The organism is Methanosphaerula palustris E1-9c (assembly GCF_000021965.1).
GTDB lineage: Archaea > Halobacteriota > Methanomicrobia > Methanomicrobiales > Methanospirillaceae > Methanosphaerula > Methanosphaerula palustris.
Genome location: NC_011832.1, coordinates 2,355,088 through 2,370,670 on the forward strand (window position 1 = coordinate 2,355,088; position 15,583 = coordinate 2,370,670).

The window sequence follows — 15,583 nt, forward strand, 5'->3', positions numbered from 1 at the left end:
GTTCATGCCGGCGCTGATCTGGACGTCATTGTCCCGCCAGGCGCGAAGACAAAAGCGGGAAAGGTGAATTTATTGCCCTATTCATCGCAGATAATTCATTCCATCATCTACAAAACCAGCCCACCACCCGTTTTCCTGACCGTCATCCACTCGTTCTGGAGGTCAAGGCTGGCCAATCACCTGTGTGCAGGCCGGCGCTCTCGTCTACGTCAGGATAGGTGTCGGAGTCGTATCCGTCGGAGACTGTGTTGGAGTCAGAGTCGTATCTGTCGGAGTAGGGGTAGTGGTCGTGGGCGATGCAATATAGTCCACAACAAACTCCATATAATCGAAGTTGAATGAAGCGGCGTTGTCCATATCAACCTTGATCAGGTTCCGACCGGCGTTCATGCTGACACCCGTCAGGGTGGCTGTCTGCCAGGTGATCCACGAGCCCGTCGCTGGAATTGTCAGAGTCCTGGGGGCGCCATTGACATAGACAATCACGGTCTTGGTCGAGCCGGGGTTCGCGACACAGAAGCCGATATCAAACGTACCCGCTTCGGTCGTGTCGACCGAGTAGGTCAGGAACTCACCTGCGCGGATCCAGCCGACGTCATAGCCACTGGCCCCAGGGAGAGATTCGATATCGACCGAGTCTGTACGATATACCCCACCCTCGTTTGGTGTCGTTGTGTCAGAGTAGCCTATGCCTTCGCCGCCCTGATCGTAGTCCTCAGCCTCAACTCTGCCAGGGACATTGTGTTGAGTGGGGTACGGCTGCTCCGTGGTTATCGTGGACGTACCGGTGACCGTCACGGTATTCTCTGCCGAGGAGATCACCCCGGTTGTTGAGTTCGATGCCTTAAGCTGGACTGTGTAGGTGCCAGCTGTGGAGAACACATAGGTCAGGTTCATACCTGATCTTGTCTCAATTGGCGTTTTACCGAGTTGAATGGTCCAGTTGAGCAGGTCACATTGATCGCTCGAGGTGAACTGGACTGCGAGCGGTGCCGCGCCCATCGTCTTGTTCAAGGTAAACGCGGCGACAGTTGAGGTGGGCGTCGGGGAAACAATCGGGGCGTCGAGATAATTGAAGAGCCAGATGACATCCCCGAAGTCAACTCGCCCGTTGCCGTTGTAGTCGAACGCGGCGACCGGCTCGTTATCTGAGATCCATTCCATCTGGTTGAAGTAGAGAGCGACATCCGCGAAGTTAAAAACCCCGTCGCCGTTTACGTCGTCGTACAGTCCGTCGCCGTCCGTGTCTGCCGGCAGAGCGGTCCCGCCAGGAACTATACACACGCCTGACAGCGGTGTTCCAACCCAGGCATACTTCAGGTCGCCATGTGTAAAATCTAAGTAACTGATGCGGGGGTTGCCGGCGCCGTCAAGAGCAAGAGAGGTGTACAACCCGACTTCCCCGGCCGAGTCCACCGTCTCAGTATGCCAGCCAGCGCTGTCATAGTACGCGTACTTCAGGTCGTCATTCGTATCATCGAAATAACTGATCCGGGGGTTACCGTTACTGTCCAGCGCCAGGGAGGTATACCACCCAACCCACTCCGCTGAATCCACCGTTTCGGTGTGCCAGCCCGAGTCATTATGCCACGCATACTTCAGGTCGTTATTGGTATTATCAAAGTAACTGATCCGGGGGTTGCCGGCGCCGTCCAGCGCAAGGGATGTGCACTTCCCGACATACCCCTCTGAATCCACTGTTTCATTGTGCCAGCCCGAACCATCGTGCCACGCATACTTCAGGTCATCAGTCCCTTCGTATAAGTAACTGATCCGGGGGTTGCCGGCGCTGTCCAGCGCCAGAGAGGTGTACCACCCTACAGTTCCCTTTGAATCCACCGTTTCATTGTGCCAGCCAGAGTCATCGTGCCACGCATACTTCAGGTCGTTATTCGACAGATCGCTATAACTGATCCGGGGGTTGCCGGCGCTATCCAACGCCAGGGACGTATATGCCCCGACATACCCCTCTGAATCCACCGTTTCGGTGTGCCAGCCAGAGTCATCGTGCCATGCATACTTCAGATCGTTATTCGACCAATCGCTGTAACTGATCCGGGGGTTGCCGGCGCTGTCAAGAGCAAGGGATGTGTACCACCCGACCCGCCCCTCAGAATCCACCGTTTCATTGTGCCAGCCCAAACCGTCGTGCCACGCATATTTCAGGTTGCCATCCGTATCATCGAAGTAACTGATCCGGGGGTTGCCGGCGCTATCCAACGCCAGGGATGTAAAAAACCCGACCTGCCCCGCCGAATCCACCGTTTCGTTCTGCCAGGTCTGGGCGGAAACGGGTCCGATGCCAAGCGATACCAACAGCAGTGCCGCTGAAAGAATTGACAAGAAAATATGCCTGTTCACTGTCACAATAACCTTGGGTGAAAATATGGGAGGCCAACATGATAAGAAGGATGGTCGTCGCATCGGCTACTCATGCCGGGGCTTCGACCAAAAAGAGTTCACTTCCGTCCGGCAACCATGACGAGAATGCCCAGCGCACCAAGCGCGGCGGTGAAATCGAGCGACGTCTTTCGCGCCGGGATTGACGATAAAGACGGTTTTGAGGCAGAGGTCTGGTTCCCCTGCCCCTTCAGCCACTGAAGGGCGTATGTGAGCTGGACATCCTCCCCCGCCATCGACCGGGCCACAGTATCCTCGTTGATTGGCACCCTGATTCCTGGCGAGACTCCCCCCGTCAGCCCGGCGTTGCTGTCGTCCTGGATCGTACCATTCAGGTCGAGAGAAGCACCGTCAGGGAAGTAGAGTGACAGGCCCAGCGGTAAAGACGCCTGTACATTGTTCATCCCAAACGCCCCGTTCGTCCCATAGAACGAGATGACCTCACCCCGTCCGGTCCGATTCAGGATCATGGGAACCCCCTCTCCCGAACTGATGGTATCCGGACTCACAAGGACCGCGACCGGCCCGCTGTAGCCGTCTGCTCTCGGTATCGACCACGCCTCCGAGAGGGTGGTAAACCTACCATTGCCGGGGTCGTACTTCGTCGCATACTCGTAGAATGCTGGCTTTTTGACGAACCAACTGGCAAAACAGGCAGCGAGACTATCATCGCCACCACTGTTGAACCTGAGGTCGAACACGATACCCGGAGTGTTGTTCGCGATCGCATTCTGCATGGCCGCCTTGAACGGCTGGTAGACATCGTACTCCTCATTGTAGACCGCGATGTAGGTATAATTACCGGGCAGCGTGCGGACCGTTACGGTCTCGTTGCTGATCTGGGGGAGGATATCCTCCCAGGATCGATCCACACCATAATCGTTGACCGGAATCCCGAGGAACCAGGACGTCTGCTTCAGGTTTGCATACCCGTCGTCATACGCGGTCAGCGTGACAGTACGGGGGAGAGACGCCGTGCTGTTACTGATCGTGATCGTAGCTGTCGACCCGATCGGTCCCCGGGTCAGAAGCCGTTGTTGGTGGAGCCGAATCCCCTCGGCCGTCGAGGGTTTCTTGACCGCCCAGATGTACGACGTCGTGTTGATAGCATCCAAAATCTCCCTTCCGTTCCATGCGGTGACAACATCGCCGAACCGGATCCCTGCCTGCTCGGCCTGGCTCCTATTCGCAACGAAACTCACGATCACGGTCCCGGAATCGAGCCGGGTGACTGCGACCCCGTAATCACCGCCAATGTCTGCGTACTTCGCCCCGAAATCGCCTTCAGCCGGGAGGAGCGACACATGCCCGTCCGGGATGGCATAGATGTACCCCCGCAGGGCCCGGAAGTACGCGGCTTTGTCCTGATCCTTCTCTGCCGCAGCGACAGCTGGCGCATAGGTCTGGTAGAGGGCATCCCAGTCCACCGCCTTCAAGCCGGAGAAGGCGTACCGCTCCTCCATGAGGGAATTGGCGGCGCTAAAGGCCTCACTCCATGACATATTGGTCAGGTTCGCCGGATAGGTCAGGTTCGCCATGATGGGTGCAAATATCTGGAACTGATCTTCGTTGTACGCAGTCTCATTGTTCCATTCGAACGGGGCGGAGGAGATGTTCCAGATCGTCCCATTGTCCGCGTATACGATCGATCCTGTGGGCTGGGGAGCAGGTATCACCTCTGCCAAAGCAGGGACGGCAAGGAGAAGCAGGGCGATAAGCAGTGGGCCATATTTCATTATACACCATCTCTACGACGACATTTAAACTTTTTTTCCGATTCTCCGGGCCGACACCCCACCACAGGGCTCAATCCCCGCCGTAGGATCGGACATGCCCCCAGCCACGGGGAGATCATTATAATTTTCATCTTTATAATCACGGTAGCCGACCGCCTTCCTGGTGAAGAGACGGCGGTCCTCACCGACAGGGCAGACGGCGATGCATTGACCACAGGGGGAGATATGCCGGGCTGCGAGGGCGACGGACTGCTCAGCGCAGACCCGCTTATCGGTCAGCGAACCGGGATAGTCACCAGCTTTGAGTACCCCGGCCGGGCAGAATTTGACACATCGCACGCAATGGGTACAGAGATCCGTCTCGATCACCGGGTCTGACGGGAGCTCAGCGGAAGTGAAGATCGATGCGAAACGGACCCGGGGGCCGTACGCCGGAGTCAGAAGGGCATTGTTCACGCCGAACGTTCCGAGTCCAGCGAGGTACGCTGCATGTCGGTGGGAGAAGAATGCGACCGGCCGCTCGAGCAGGACCCGGACCGAGCCGTAGCCGTCCCGGAGCACCGACACCGGTGCGTGGCCCATCACATTCAGGCAGGATGCGAGGTGATATGCATTCGCATCGAGCAGTTCATTGACCGTCCGGTAGAGTTCGTGGTACCAGATCGACGGTGTGGTTTCAACCGCCGGCAGGAAGACCGGCATCCCGATCACGATCACGGTTCTCATCCCTGGGACGATCGACGCCGGCCGGACCGGCACCGGGCACCCAAGGCTCAAACCGTGGCTCGTCCCAGCTGTCGATCGGCGCAAACCCGACGAGCGGAACCTTGAGACGCCGGTAGTCTTCCTCGATTGCCAATTCGGAGTGCTGCGTTCATGCCCTGATATGAGCAACCGGGCGGTATGAAAGATGGAGGTTCCAGAACGAGAGATCAGCATAGTTGTTATTCATACAAAAATGAATTGAGTCGTATATCCACGGACCTTCAGCATAGAAGAGATTCGATCCTTCACAAATTCCCAGTCGGCAGGGATATCCAGGCATTGTGAGACCACCGGTGTGATCTCACGTCTTCAATGCCAGTTCTATCGCCACCCGGAGATCGATGTCCTCAAATGGTTTTATGATGAAACCGTCCGGTTTCGATTCCTTTGCCCGTTCGAGCGTCGGACCTTCAGAATGTGAGGTGATATAGATGATCGGAATGGTGAACTCTTTCTTGATCATCAGCGCAGTATCGATCCCATCGACATCGCCCCGGATATTGATATCCATGAGGACAAGGTCCGGTTTATGGTCTTTTACCAGGTCTATCGCTTCCACACTGGTCGACGCCCGGCCACAGACCTGGTATCCAAGTTTTTTCAGACGCCAGTCGATAACCCTGGCGATGATATCATCATCCTCGACGATAAGTATGCATCTGTTTGACATCTCTCACTCCTGATTAATCAAAATGGTTCCCAATGCTATCAATATATCCTTAAACCAATTAAAATTCGGTGATAAACCTGAATGTCCCCCGTGAAATATACATCTCAAACCTTGCTCCCTTCCCCGGAATACCATTTTCATGGAACTCAATCTTTGTTATGCCAAGGATCTCCCGGCTGAGGAACAGTCCCATCCCGGTATTTTTACCAACACCACGTTCGAAGATATAGTCCTTCATATCAACAGGTATACCGACACCGTCATCTTCGCAGATGAGTGAGAAACCATCATCAGAATTTACCTGGTAGAACTGTATCGTGGTGATGTTCTCACCATACCGGATCGCATTGTCCACAAGATTGTAGAACACCTTCTCCAATAGCGGGTCCGCATAGATCTCAACATGTTCAAGGTCTATGACGAATCGGAGGCCTGATCCTTCGAAGTTTACCAGTATACCCTGCAGCACCTCCCCGACATCCTGCCATATCGGCAGGTTGACACCGACTTCCTGGTATTCCTTGGTGAATGCAATCTGCCGCTGGATTGTTTTTGAAAGATTTTTAATATCTTGTAGTAACAGGGTGCGTTCATCTTCAGAATCGGTCGCATTTGCCATATCCACACACCCGAGTAAGCCAGTAACGGTATTGAGGATGTCATGCCTGGTGATGTTATTCATCAGGTTCAATTTTTTATTGGCAAGCTCGATCGCATCTTCAGCCCGTCTCCGTTCTGAAACATCCCGTAATACCCCATAACTTCCAATGGGTTCTCCAAATGTGTTGAGTTGCAGAAAACTCTTCTCTTCAAACCAGTGGATATTCTCCCATTTGTCAAGCAACCGGAAGGTGGAGAAGAACCGGGCATTTTTATTCAACTCGATATGAAATTTTTCTGCGATAAGGAGTCGCTCTTCCGGATGAATCAAATTGAAGAGAGGGTGACTAATGATATCCTCCTCAAGGTATCCGTACTGGTTGACCTGGGGAGAGATATACGTGACATTCCCATCCAGATCAGCGGAAAAGAGAAGGTCAGGAGTATTCTCTATAAGGGCACGGTACTTTTCCTCGCTCTCCATCAGTGCGTCCTCAACCTTCTTTCGTTCGGTGATATCCGCAAATGTACCCAGCCAGCCGGTCAACTGGTTCGTGTGATCGATGAGAGGAACTATCTGCCAGATTAACCAGTATTTTGATCCATCGGGGTGGATATAGTGGATCTCAGATTTCAAAATCCGCATTTCCTGACACGCTGTGTCGATAGTGGGGAGCAGAGGACTACAATCCTCAGACTGAAAGATATCTGCCCAGTATCTCCCATTAACCTGGTCAAGGGGGATTCCGGTGATCTTTGAAAACATGTCATTGACAAAGATGATGTTTCCAAGCGCATCCAACTGACACACCCCAACCGGTGAAGCCTGCAGAATCCCTGTGATCAGATCCGTGCTCTGGCGGAGTTCCTCCTCTATCTGTTTCCTTGCAGTGTTGTCTATGAACGTTTCCAGCAGGCAGTTTCTACCCTTCAGCATGATGGGAACGACGGATTTGATGATAGAGAGAACGCGGCCATCCCCGGTACGAAGTGTCCGTTCGACGTTGTCCAGATAATTCCCCTGATCCGTTATCAGACATCTCCCCTCCTCATCCGGGCAGAAACTCTCATGACACGAGGAATTGACGAGTTCTTCCCTTGTCATTTTAATTATATTGAGTGCAGCCGGGTTAGCATCGATGATGATATGAGTATCTGCATCAATGACAATAATTCCCACCTGAATAGACCAGAGGAGCGTCTTAAGGTATTTCTGGCTTTCAGAAAGTGCATCCTCAAGCGCTATCCGATCGGTAATATCGAAAGCACTTCCCCGGAACCCTTGCAAGGTACCATTCAGGATTATCGGTGCAATGGAGATGATGGCTTTGATCCGGGTACCATCTTTTTTAACCAAAGAATATACTTTGCCAGATGATTTTTGGGTATTTGAACCGGATTTAAGGTTTTCTAGCAACTCATCTTGTTCGTCAGGTAGGATAAAAGTTCCACTCCTGGTCAGTGGACCAATATCTTCGGGGGTCATGCCGGTGAGCTCCATCCCGAACTTGTTGAGATAGGTCAGGTTACCAGATATGTCCAGTTCAAAGATAATTTGAGGGATCAAATCGGTGAACTGACGGAATCGTGTTTCACTCACCAGCAACCGTTGCTGGGTTGTGTAGATAGTCTCCAGCATCTGGTTTATCCCACCGGCGAGATGAAAAAATTCATCATCATCACTGAGCTCTACCCGTTTTGAGGCATCGGTCCCCCTACTGATCGTCTGGACCTGCTGGTTCAGGGTACTGAGCCGGGAGAGTACCAACTGGTCGATGATGAGGATAATGGCCACCCCAAAGGCAAGACAGATCGCCAGAATAATCAGGATATATTCGATGGTAGTGGAAATCCCCTGCTGATAAATATCACGGGGTTGGGTGATCTGGAGAACAAGAGCATCGTTGCCGTAAATATCCTTGATCAGGGCGTATCCCGAAACATTAGTCCGACCTGACGTAAGAATCACCGGGGTATCATCGGTACCACGGGCCTCCAGCTCAGACAGGAGGGTAGGGGGAAGGGTAGGGTCCTTCACCCTGACGAACTGGAGCGATGGTTGAGTGAGACTGGCAAGATATGACACTTCAGCAGGGTCAAGATATCGTCCCATGATCACCACACCACTTGGGATACCTGAAAAATCCGTGTGAACGATCGGGCGCGATGCAACAATCATCGGGTTCTCTCCAAGCATCAGCACCCCGGCCGTCACACCATGGGGATCCGACATATTCAGGAGCGGACTCTGTAATGTAATCTGCTGTTTAAAAGATTCCGAGACCGGAACCATCGTATTGTTCCTGGAATCATAGGACCCAGCATAGACAATACCCCCCTGGCTGTCGGTGATGACGATGAGGTTTAATTGGAGGTTTTCATAGATGGTCGACTCGGGCATCAGGTTTTTTTTAAGATACTCAGGTTTGTTCCCGTTGACGAAGGCATAGGTATCATCCCAGGGGGCCCAGTCACTGACAATGGAGGAGAGCGTGGTCATTTCATCGTTGACCCTGCTAACCGCCTGATGGATGTCCTGGGCCACATACTCCTGTTCGAGGGCGCTGTAACTGGAAAAAGAGATCACAGTTATAAAACTGCTGATCACCACAACCACCAACACGAGCAATACAATCAGTATGAGATTTGTCTTCATCTGGAGTTTCATAGATATCGAGTGGTACGTTACCGGTCAACCGTTGATCAGATATAAACGATGCCTGGGAGAACTACATCACAAATCGGGTCATTATGAACCGGGTATCTTTACCAAATTCATCACATCTCCAGCTGTACAAACCTCAACGTGCCAGGAATGGTTGGTTAAAAATTATCATTTGATAGGGAAAGATTTTTTGTAACACATCGAAAAGAACATCCATTCAGGTACTCTGATCCTATCGAAATAACGACAGGATTAAAAAAAAATTATCAGACCATAGAGATCATAAGTCATCGACATCCCCTTGATGGAACCGGATGTCATGGAACTGAGACCTGCCGGGATCTACGTATTCTCTACCGGTTCGAATGCATCTTCCAGACGTTCCCGTTCGGAGATATCGCGCCCGACTCCCAGCACGCCGATGAACATTCCCTGATCATCGTATATCGGCGTCCTGACGATCTCCATCAGGGCACGATGACCGTCGTCTGCGAACGTAATCCTCGTTTCATTGCGGACAGACCTCCCCACCACCACGGCCTTCTGATCCTGCTCACGGAAAGAATCAGCCAGTTCCCGGTCGACATAGTCATAATCAGTCTTCCCCACGATCTCATCTTCGCCTGAACCAAAAAAAACGGCCGACCATGGGATTGCATGAGAGATAGACACCATCCGAATCTTTCAGCCAGATCAGGTCAGGGATGATACACACCAGCGTGTGCAGGAGGGCATCATTCGTGCGCAGCACCTCCTCTGACCGTTTACGGTCCGTGATATCGGATATGACACCGACAATGCCTGTTACCTCACCATCTAAATTTGCTATCGAAGCCTTGTCGATGACCACATCTCTAGTCCGGCCATCCATTGATATAACACGCGACTCATAATGCTTCGTCCCCGGGCACCTGAACAGTTCCTCGTCTGTTCTGAAATAGTCTTCAGCAACTTCCCAGGGGACGACATCAAAGACTCTTTTCCCAATTATTTCATCGTTTGTGTGGCCGAAATAGGTTTCAAAGGCTCTATTACACCCCTCATACACGCCGTCACATTTTTTGAAGAAGACCGGATTGGGGATGGTCTGTATCAGGGTCTGCATCATCCGGTAATTCTCATTGAGCAGCACCTTTACCCGTTTTCGCTCGGGTGATATCCCGGGCGATGCCGACGACGAATCTACGCCCCTGCTCGTCGACGAGAAGGGTTTTCTTGGTGACAATGGTATGATCCTGGCCCCGATGGTCGATGATCTCCTCCTCAGTAACCCGCTCGGTTCCGGATGCGAAGACCAGATCGTCCTCGCTGGTGAGTTTGTCCGCCAGGTCACGAGGATAGAGTTCATGATCGGATTTACCGATCATCTCATCACGGGTGAACCCGATGAACCTGCAGTAGGCATCGTTTCCAAGTACCCTCCGATGCATTTCATCCTTGACAAAAACAGGATCTGCAATGGAATTGAGAATAAGGTCAAGGTAATTCTTTGCGCCGAGAAGCGCCTCTTCAGCCTGTTTGCGGTCGGTGATGTCGATGACAAGTCCAGTCACCTTCAATGGTTTACCATCGGAAGCATACTCGGATACTCCGCCGATATCATGGAACCAAAGTTCCTTTCCATCTTTCGTGCTTACTCGGTAATCGACATCGTACTGGTTTTTTATGCCGGTGAGATGATCACGCATAGCCTGCATTATCTGTTCGAAATCATCAGGATGGACCAGCCGGGTAAAATCTGAAAAATGGGAGAACTGTTCAACCGGATATCCAAGCATATGTGCCTTGCGTTCGTTAAAAATCACTTTTCCAGTCTCGCGGTCCATCTCCCACCAAGCGATCTTACCAACCTCCATGGCAGAATCCAGCCGGGATTGGGTGAGCCGAAGTTCCTCCTCCGCCCGTTTACGATCGGTGATGTCATGGATGAGAGAGAAGATCACTTCCTTTCCATTCCAGAGATGGGAACCCCCGACGATCTCCACCGGAAAGATGGTGCCGTCCTTCTTCCTGTGATACCGCAGGGGAATGAAACTGGTTCCTCGATTGGTAGCCTCCTCTGTCGCAGGGAAGGATCCTTTTTGATCAGCAATAATATCGCGAATGGTCATACCTGAGAGGAGTTCTTCTCGAGTATAACCGTACATTCGAATATAAGCATCATTTACATCAAGCAACTGCAGGGTGTCGAGATCACACAGAGAGATAGCGTAGATCTCATTGTTGAAGATCACCCGATACTTCTCTTCACTCTCCTTGAGTGCCTCCACTGCCCGTTTTCGCTCGGTAATATCATTCAGGAAATTGATCGTGGCAGGACGCCCCTCCCAGTCGATGATAACCGCGCTGGCCTCAATCCAGATGATTCCCCCCTCTCTTCCCATAAGCCGTAACGTATACCATGAAGGAAGCACCTCGCCCTGCATTCGCCTCTGGTATCGCTCCACCACCATGGCTCGATCATCAGGGTGAACGAGCATGGAAAATGGCATGGACAGAAGTTCCTCTTTCGAATATCCGGTTCGTTCGACGGTTCGCTGGTTGATCAGCCGCAGCATCTCGTCCTGTATAACAACGATGGACTCATCAGAGTGCTCAATAAGGTACCGATATTCATCCTCGCTCCTCCGGAGCGAATCCTCAGCCTTCTTCCGGGATGTCGCCTGTTTGATCTTATGTGCGAGTTCGGCAAACTGTGCACGTGGTTCTCCCCCTTTCTGGATATAAAAGTCAGCTCCGCTGTTGATCGCCTGGATGACTACCTCTTCCCTGCCCCTCCCGGTGAACAGGATGAATGGAATCTGTCCAAAGCGACTCCGTACCTCGACAAGGAACTGGATGCCATCCATTTCGGGCATCTGATAGTCAGAGATGATGGCATCATATCGTTCTGTGTTCAACTGTTCCAACGCCACCCTGACAGAAGAGAGCGTGTCGACAGCGAAAAAGCCCCCCATCTCAAGGAACAGTTTGCCGATCTCGAGAAGATCTGGTTCATCATCGACGTAGAGTACCCGGATTGGTGCTGCCATTATACTCCATTGTATCCCTGGCAACACATACATTTTTGCATTGGACGGCCTGAAACCAGATTTTTTCGTTCATTCACTCAGTTCTATTCCAATCCACCCTCATCATCATCGACGGTATCGGCCCTAGATCGATTCTTCTCAATGACAAGACACCAGACAAGGAGAGGTGTGACACAACCTAGATCGGGATCTACACAGCCGGCATGGTAAAGAAGAAGGTCGATCCTCTGTTGGGCATCGACTCGACCCATACCCGACCACCGTGCCGTTCGACAATCTTCTTTACGATTGCTAACCCGATTCCAGTCCCCTCGTATTCATTCTGAGTATGGAGACGACGGAACATCTCGAAGATCAGTTCATAATATTCCGATTCGATCCCGATACCGCTGTCCGCGATAGCGAATTCCCACCAATCCTCGTGGCGACCGGCCGAGACCGTGATCATCAACGGCACCTCTGGGCGGCGATATTTGATCGCGTTCCCGATCAGGTTCGTAAAGACCTGCTCAAGTTGGGCAGCGTCGACCATGACCGTCGGCATCGCCTCAACAACCATAGTACCACCGGCCTCGGCGAGCGGCTCTTTCAGGGATCGGATCGCATCTGCCAGGATCCCCCCCGACATCGGTCGGCACAAGCGGTCGGGCGCCCATCTCGTCCTGGAGACCTGGAGGAGGTCCAGGATCAGCGCCTGCATCCGTCGCCCTGCCCCGGCGATGTACCCGAGGAACTCATCAACATCAGAGTCGAGTTTCCCGCGGTATCGCCGATCGATGAGTTGACTGAAACTGACGATCGACCGGAGCGGTTCGTGCAGGTCGTGAGATGCGACATACGCGAACCTCTGCAGTTTTTCGTTGCTCATTCGGAGCCGTTCCGCATAGTTCTTCAGAGCCGGTTCAGCCTCTTTCCACCAGGTGATATCAGTGGAGACGATCACGACTTGTTCGCCGCCAGACATCCGATTGATCGAGTAACTGCACCATTGCACGCCATAAGGATCGGGATTCATCACCTCGTCGGTGAACGACTCCCCAGTCGCGATCACTCGCCTGATATCAGGCATGAACCGCTCCATCGTCGCCAGGTTAAGGCCGATCTCCTGCCAGGTCTTCCCGACCGGTGCATCACGCAGTCGTTCAATTTCCCGGGCTGCCTGGTTGTTCATCCAGAGGCAGCGACCGTCACCGTCCCAGACACTGACATGGTGAGGCACAGTGGCAAAGATTGTGTCGAGCAGGTCGTACTGGAAGGCAAGGTTTGCATTGAGTTCTGCGAGCTCCTCAGTCTGGGCCCGGAGTTCCTCTTCCTGCACGCCGAGATCTGTATTTCGCCGGTGCAGTTTCATTTCAGCTTCTTTCTGCTCGGTGATTTCATGGGCTATACCGATCGAGCGGACGACCCGACCGGTCGTGTCCTGCTGGTGCTCACACTTCTCATGGATCCAGCGAAGTTCACCGGCCATATGCCACACGATCCGGTGCTCTATCTCATAATTGTCCCTCCCCTCTCGCAGAGATCCCGAGTAGGCCGCATCGACCGCTGCCCGGTCGTCCGGGTGCACGAACTCGAGGAACGCCGTATAGGTCCCTTGGAACGACCTGAATCACGGTGATATACGCCTCTTCGTCAAATCCGTACCGTCGTGCCTGCGCTCGGAAGAGATCGAAGTCCGGCGCCTCGTCCTCGAAGAAGAACTGCCCGGAGATAATGTTACCCACATGCAGGCCACCAACCGTGATCTATATGGCGACGTCCCACATGTTGTTCCGGCACCGGTACAGGCGGGACTCTCCAAAAGGGGATCCCGGAGGAGAGAGTGAGGTCGCTCTCGATACAGAAACGACAGGTCTCGGGGTTGACCCCGTGAAAGTGCATGCAGCACACCTGCCACCCCACCCCGATCAGTATCCGGCCGTGGAGATCGACAATACCCACGAGGATGCCGGTGAGGCGGTGAAATTGCTCGATCAGTTCCTGCAACACCCGGAGATCGAGGATGTCACAGCGAGTTCGAAATTCGGTAACTCCCTCCCAGGAGAGAGTAACCGATCGAGCGTGCGTCGGACCCGCTGCTCGCTCTCCACAAAGGCCTTTTGATTCCGTACCTGTTCTTCGAGGTGCTGGCGGAATTTCTCATCCTGCGCCAGGAGTTCCTCGTTCTGCTGCACCAGAGTCTCGGCTATCGCCTCCTCCCTCTTTACAAACGCTTCAGCCTCGCTCCGACGCCGCTTTTCATCACAGAGGACCCTAGAGAGGGCAGTGACATCCGACCAGCCCGAGAGGATACCCACAACGATGCCATCCTGCAGGAGGGGGAAGGAGGAAGCCCGGATAGCATAGAAGGTCCCGTCAGCTGCCGTGATCACGAGCGGACAGTCGGTGACCATCTGTCTGGCAAGGGCCCGGAGTGCCGGGAGATCGCAAGCGGCAATGGGGGTGCCATCGGGCTGACTGACTCCAAGGGAGGCGATCACCTCCTCCACGGTGCGACCGGTGAGGGAGGTGCTAGCCATACGTTCGACGGCTGAATTCACGACAGCGACGATGCCGTCCGGGGTGTAGAGAAAGGCGGGTTGAGGGAGGGCTGCGATGACGAAGCGGACGTCCGCAGAAAAACCTGCGGCAGTCATAAACCCCCAATTCAACCTGTGAACATTTTTCTGTCATGGATGGTACTGCCTCCCCAATTTTCAATGCACACTTCTAACAGAGAAAAGATAGTTGAGAATCTCACGTCGGCGGGCGGTTCGCAGGAGATTGAAGTGATAAGGCGTCCGTGGCCGGGATCTCTCCACTGTTTTATCGGAAGGCTGGCGGATAAATCTGTTGTTGAGGGCCCCTCTCCTCACCATCAGAGAATACCGGCTCTACACCCAGAGCCAGACTCTTAATATCTCCAACCTCGAATAGAGCAGCAGACATGGAGAAGAAACACGTCCTCACCCTCCTGTACATCCTGATCTTTCCTGCGCTGATCCTCCTCCTCTCTGGAGACATCACCTGGTCTGCAGGCTGGATCTTCTGTATCTGGTTCATTATCCTCTGCTATTCGACGATCCTGTACCTGCTCCGAAAAGACCCAGCCCTGCTTGAAGAGCGGTACAAACAGCCCGGGGCCGGCAACCAGAAGCGCTGGGACCGATTTGTGGTCTATGGACTCCTGGTCGGTTTCATCCTATGGATCGTCGTCATGCCCCTCGATGCAGAACGGTTCGGGTGGTCCCCGCCCCTCCCCCTCCCGCTGACCGTGCTCGGAGGAGTCAGCCTTATCGGATCCTTCTTCCTCTTCTTCCGGTCGTACACCGACAACACGTTCCTCTCTCCCCTAGTCAGGATACAGGGGGACCGAAAACAACAGGTGGTATCAACGGGGGTATACGGGTTTGTCAGACATCCAATGTACCTTGGAGGGATCCTGATGTTTCTCGGGGCACCCCTGTTCCTTGGATCAGTCTTCGGGGTGCTGATAGGCCTTGCGCTGACCGTTCTGCTCATGGGCAGGATCCTGGGTGAGGAAGCGATGTTGACACAGGACCTGGCGGGCTACCGGGAGTACATGCAGATGGTCCGGTACAGGCTTCTTCCTCGTCTCTGGTGACGATACGGGCCTTTTGTTCGCCGCCCTTCTGATCATCCACATGTTCCTGCACAGAAATTGTTGCGGGATATCCAAAAACCTCATACCGAACGCGAAAGAGCCGGATGATCG

14 protein-coding genes are annotated in these 15,583 nt (G+C 53.3%); 1 reads left to right on the forward strand and 13 read right to left on the reverse strand.

All coding sequences use genetic code 11. From position 1 onward, the window contains the following. Positions 1-204: 204 nt before the first annotated feature. The 13 genes from MPAL_RS11045 to MPAL_RS16335 form a co-directional block, all read right to left on the reverse strand. Positions 205-2,343, reverse strand: coding sequence for a carbohydrate-binding protein (locus MPAL_RS11045; RefSeq protein ID WP_148208228.1), 2,139 nt, complete (start codon positions 2,341-2,343; stop codon positions 205-207). Between the two features lie 116 nt (positions 2,344-2,459). Further along, on the reverse strand, positions 2,460-4,136 hold the full coding sequence (locus MPAL_RS11050) for a S41 family peptidase (RefSeq protein ID WP_012618825.1): 1,677 nt from the start codon (positions 4,134-4,136) through the stop codon (positions 2,460-2,462). 24 nt (positions 4,137-4,160) lie between these two features. Further along, positions 4,161-4,862, reverse strand: coding sequence for an epoxyqueuosine reductase (locus MPAL_RS11055; RefSeq protein WP_236610377.1), 702 nt, complete (start codon positions 4,860-4,862; stop codon positions 4,161-4,163). Then, positions 4,813-4,995: a hypothetical protein gene (locus tag MPAL_RS17040; RefSeq protein ID WP_236610378.1), complete on the reverse strand. Its 183-nt coding sequence runs from the start codon at positions 4,993-4,995 to the stop codon at positions 4,813-4,815. The genes MPAL_RS11055 and MPAL_RS17040 overlap by 50 nt, the downstream gene beginning before the upstream one ends. 207 nt (positions 4,996-5,202) lie before the next feature. Beyond that, the gene (locus tag MPAL_RS11060; RefSeq protein WP_012618826.1) at positions 5,203-5,571 is read right to left on the reverse strand and encodes a response regulator; all 369 of its coding nucleotides are present in this window, start codon (positions 5,569-5,571) and stop codon (positions 5,203-5,205) included. A gap of 58 nt (positions 5,572-5,629) precedes the next feature. Continuing rightward, a complete protein-coding gene (locus MPAL_RS14715; protein WP_012618827.1) occupies positions 5,630-8,839 on the reverse strand; it encodes a PAS domain S-box protein in 3,210 nt (1,069 codons plus the stop codon). 339 nt (positions 8,840-9,178) lie between these two features. Next, positions 9,179-9,445: a PAS domain-containing protein gene (locus MPAL_RS11070; RefSeq protein WP_048145352.1), complete on the reverse strand. Its 267-nt coding sequence runs from the start codon at positions 9,443-9,445 to the stop codon at positions 9,179-9,181. 4 nt (positions 9,446-9,449) lie between these two features. After that, the gene (locus MPAL_RS11075) at positions 9,450-9,944 is read right to left on the reverse strand and encodes a PAS domain-containing protein (protein ID WP_048145353.1); all 495 of its coding nucleotides are present in this window, start codon (positions 9,942-9,944) and stop codon (positions 9,450-9,452) included. Positions 9,945-9,954: 10 nt separating this feature from the next. Further along, complete coding sequence (locus MPAL_RS11080; protein WP_012618828.1) at positions 9,955-11,868, reverse strand: PAS domain S-box protein; 1,914 nt, start codon at positions 11,866-11,868, stop codon at positions 9,955-9,957. 190 nt (positions 11,869-12,058) lie between these two features. Next, on the reverse strand, positions 12,059-13,435 hold the full coding sequence (locus MPAL_RS11085) for a sensor histidine kinase (RefSeq protein WP_012618829.1): 1,377 nt from the start codon (positions 13,433-13,435) through the stop codon (positions 12,059-12,061). Beyond that, entirely contained in the window at positions 13,362-13,613 is a 252-nt protein-coding gene (locus tag MPAL_RS17250) for a PocR ligand-binding domain-containing protein (protein WP_083767045.1), read from the reverse strand. The genes MPAL_RS11085 and MPAL_RS17250 overlap by 74 nt, the downstream gene beginning before the upstream one ends. Next, the gene (locus MPAL_RS17630) at positions 13,585-13,857 is read right to left on the reverse strand and encodes a PocR ligand-binding domain-containing protein (protein ID WP_158303675.1); all 273 of its coding nucleotides are present in this window, start codon (positions 13,855-13,857) and stop codon (positions 13,585-13,587) included. Before MPAL_RS17630 ends, MPAL_RS17250 begins: the two co-directional genes overlap by 29 nt. Next, positions 13,842-14,504: a nitrogen regulation protein NR(II) gene (locus MPAL_RS16335; RefSeq protein WP_012618830.1), complete on the reverse strand. Its 663-nt coding sequence runs from the start codon at positions 14,502-14,504 to the stop codon at positions 13,842-13,844. The genes MPAL_RS17630 and MPAL_RS16335 overlap by 16 nt, the downstream gene beginning before the upstream one ends. 290 nt (positions 14,505-14,794) lie before the next feature. On the opposite strand from MPAL_RS16335, the gene MPAL_RS11095 reads away from it, so the two are divergent. Beyond that, positions 14,795-15,472, forward strand: coding sequence for a methyltransferase family protein (locus MPAL_RS11095; RefSeq protein ID WP_012618831.1), 678 nt, complete (start codon positions 14,795-14,797; stop codon positions 15,470-15,472). Positions 15,473-15,583 lie beyond the last annotated feature (111 nt).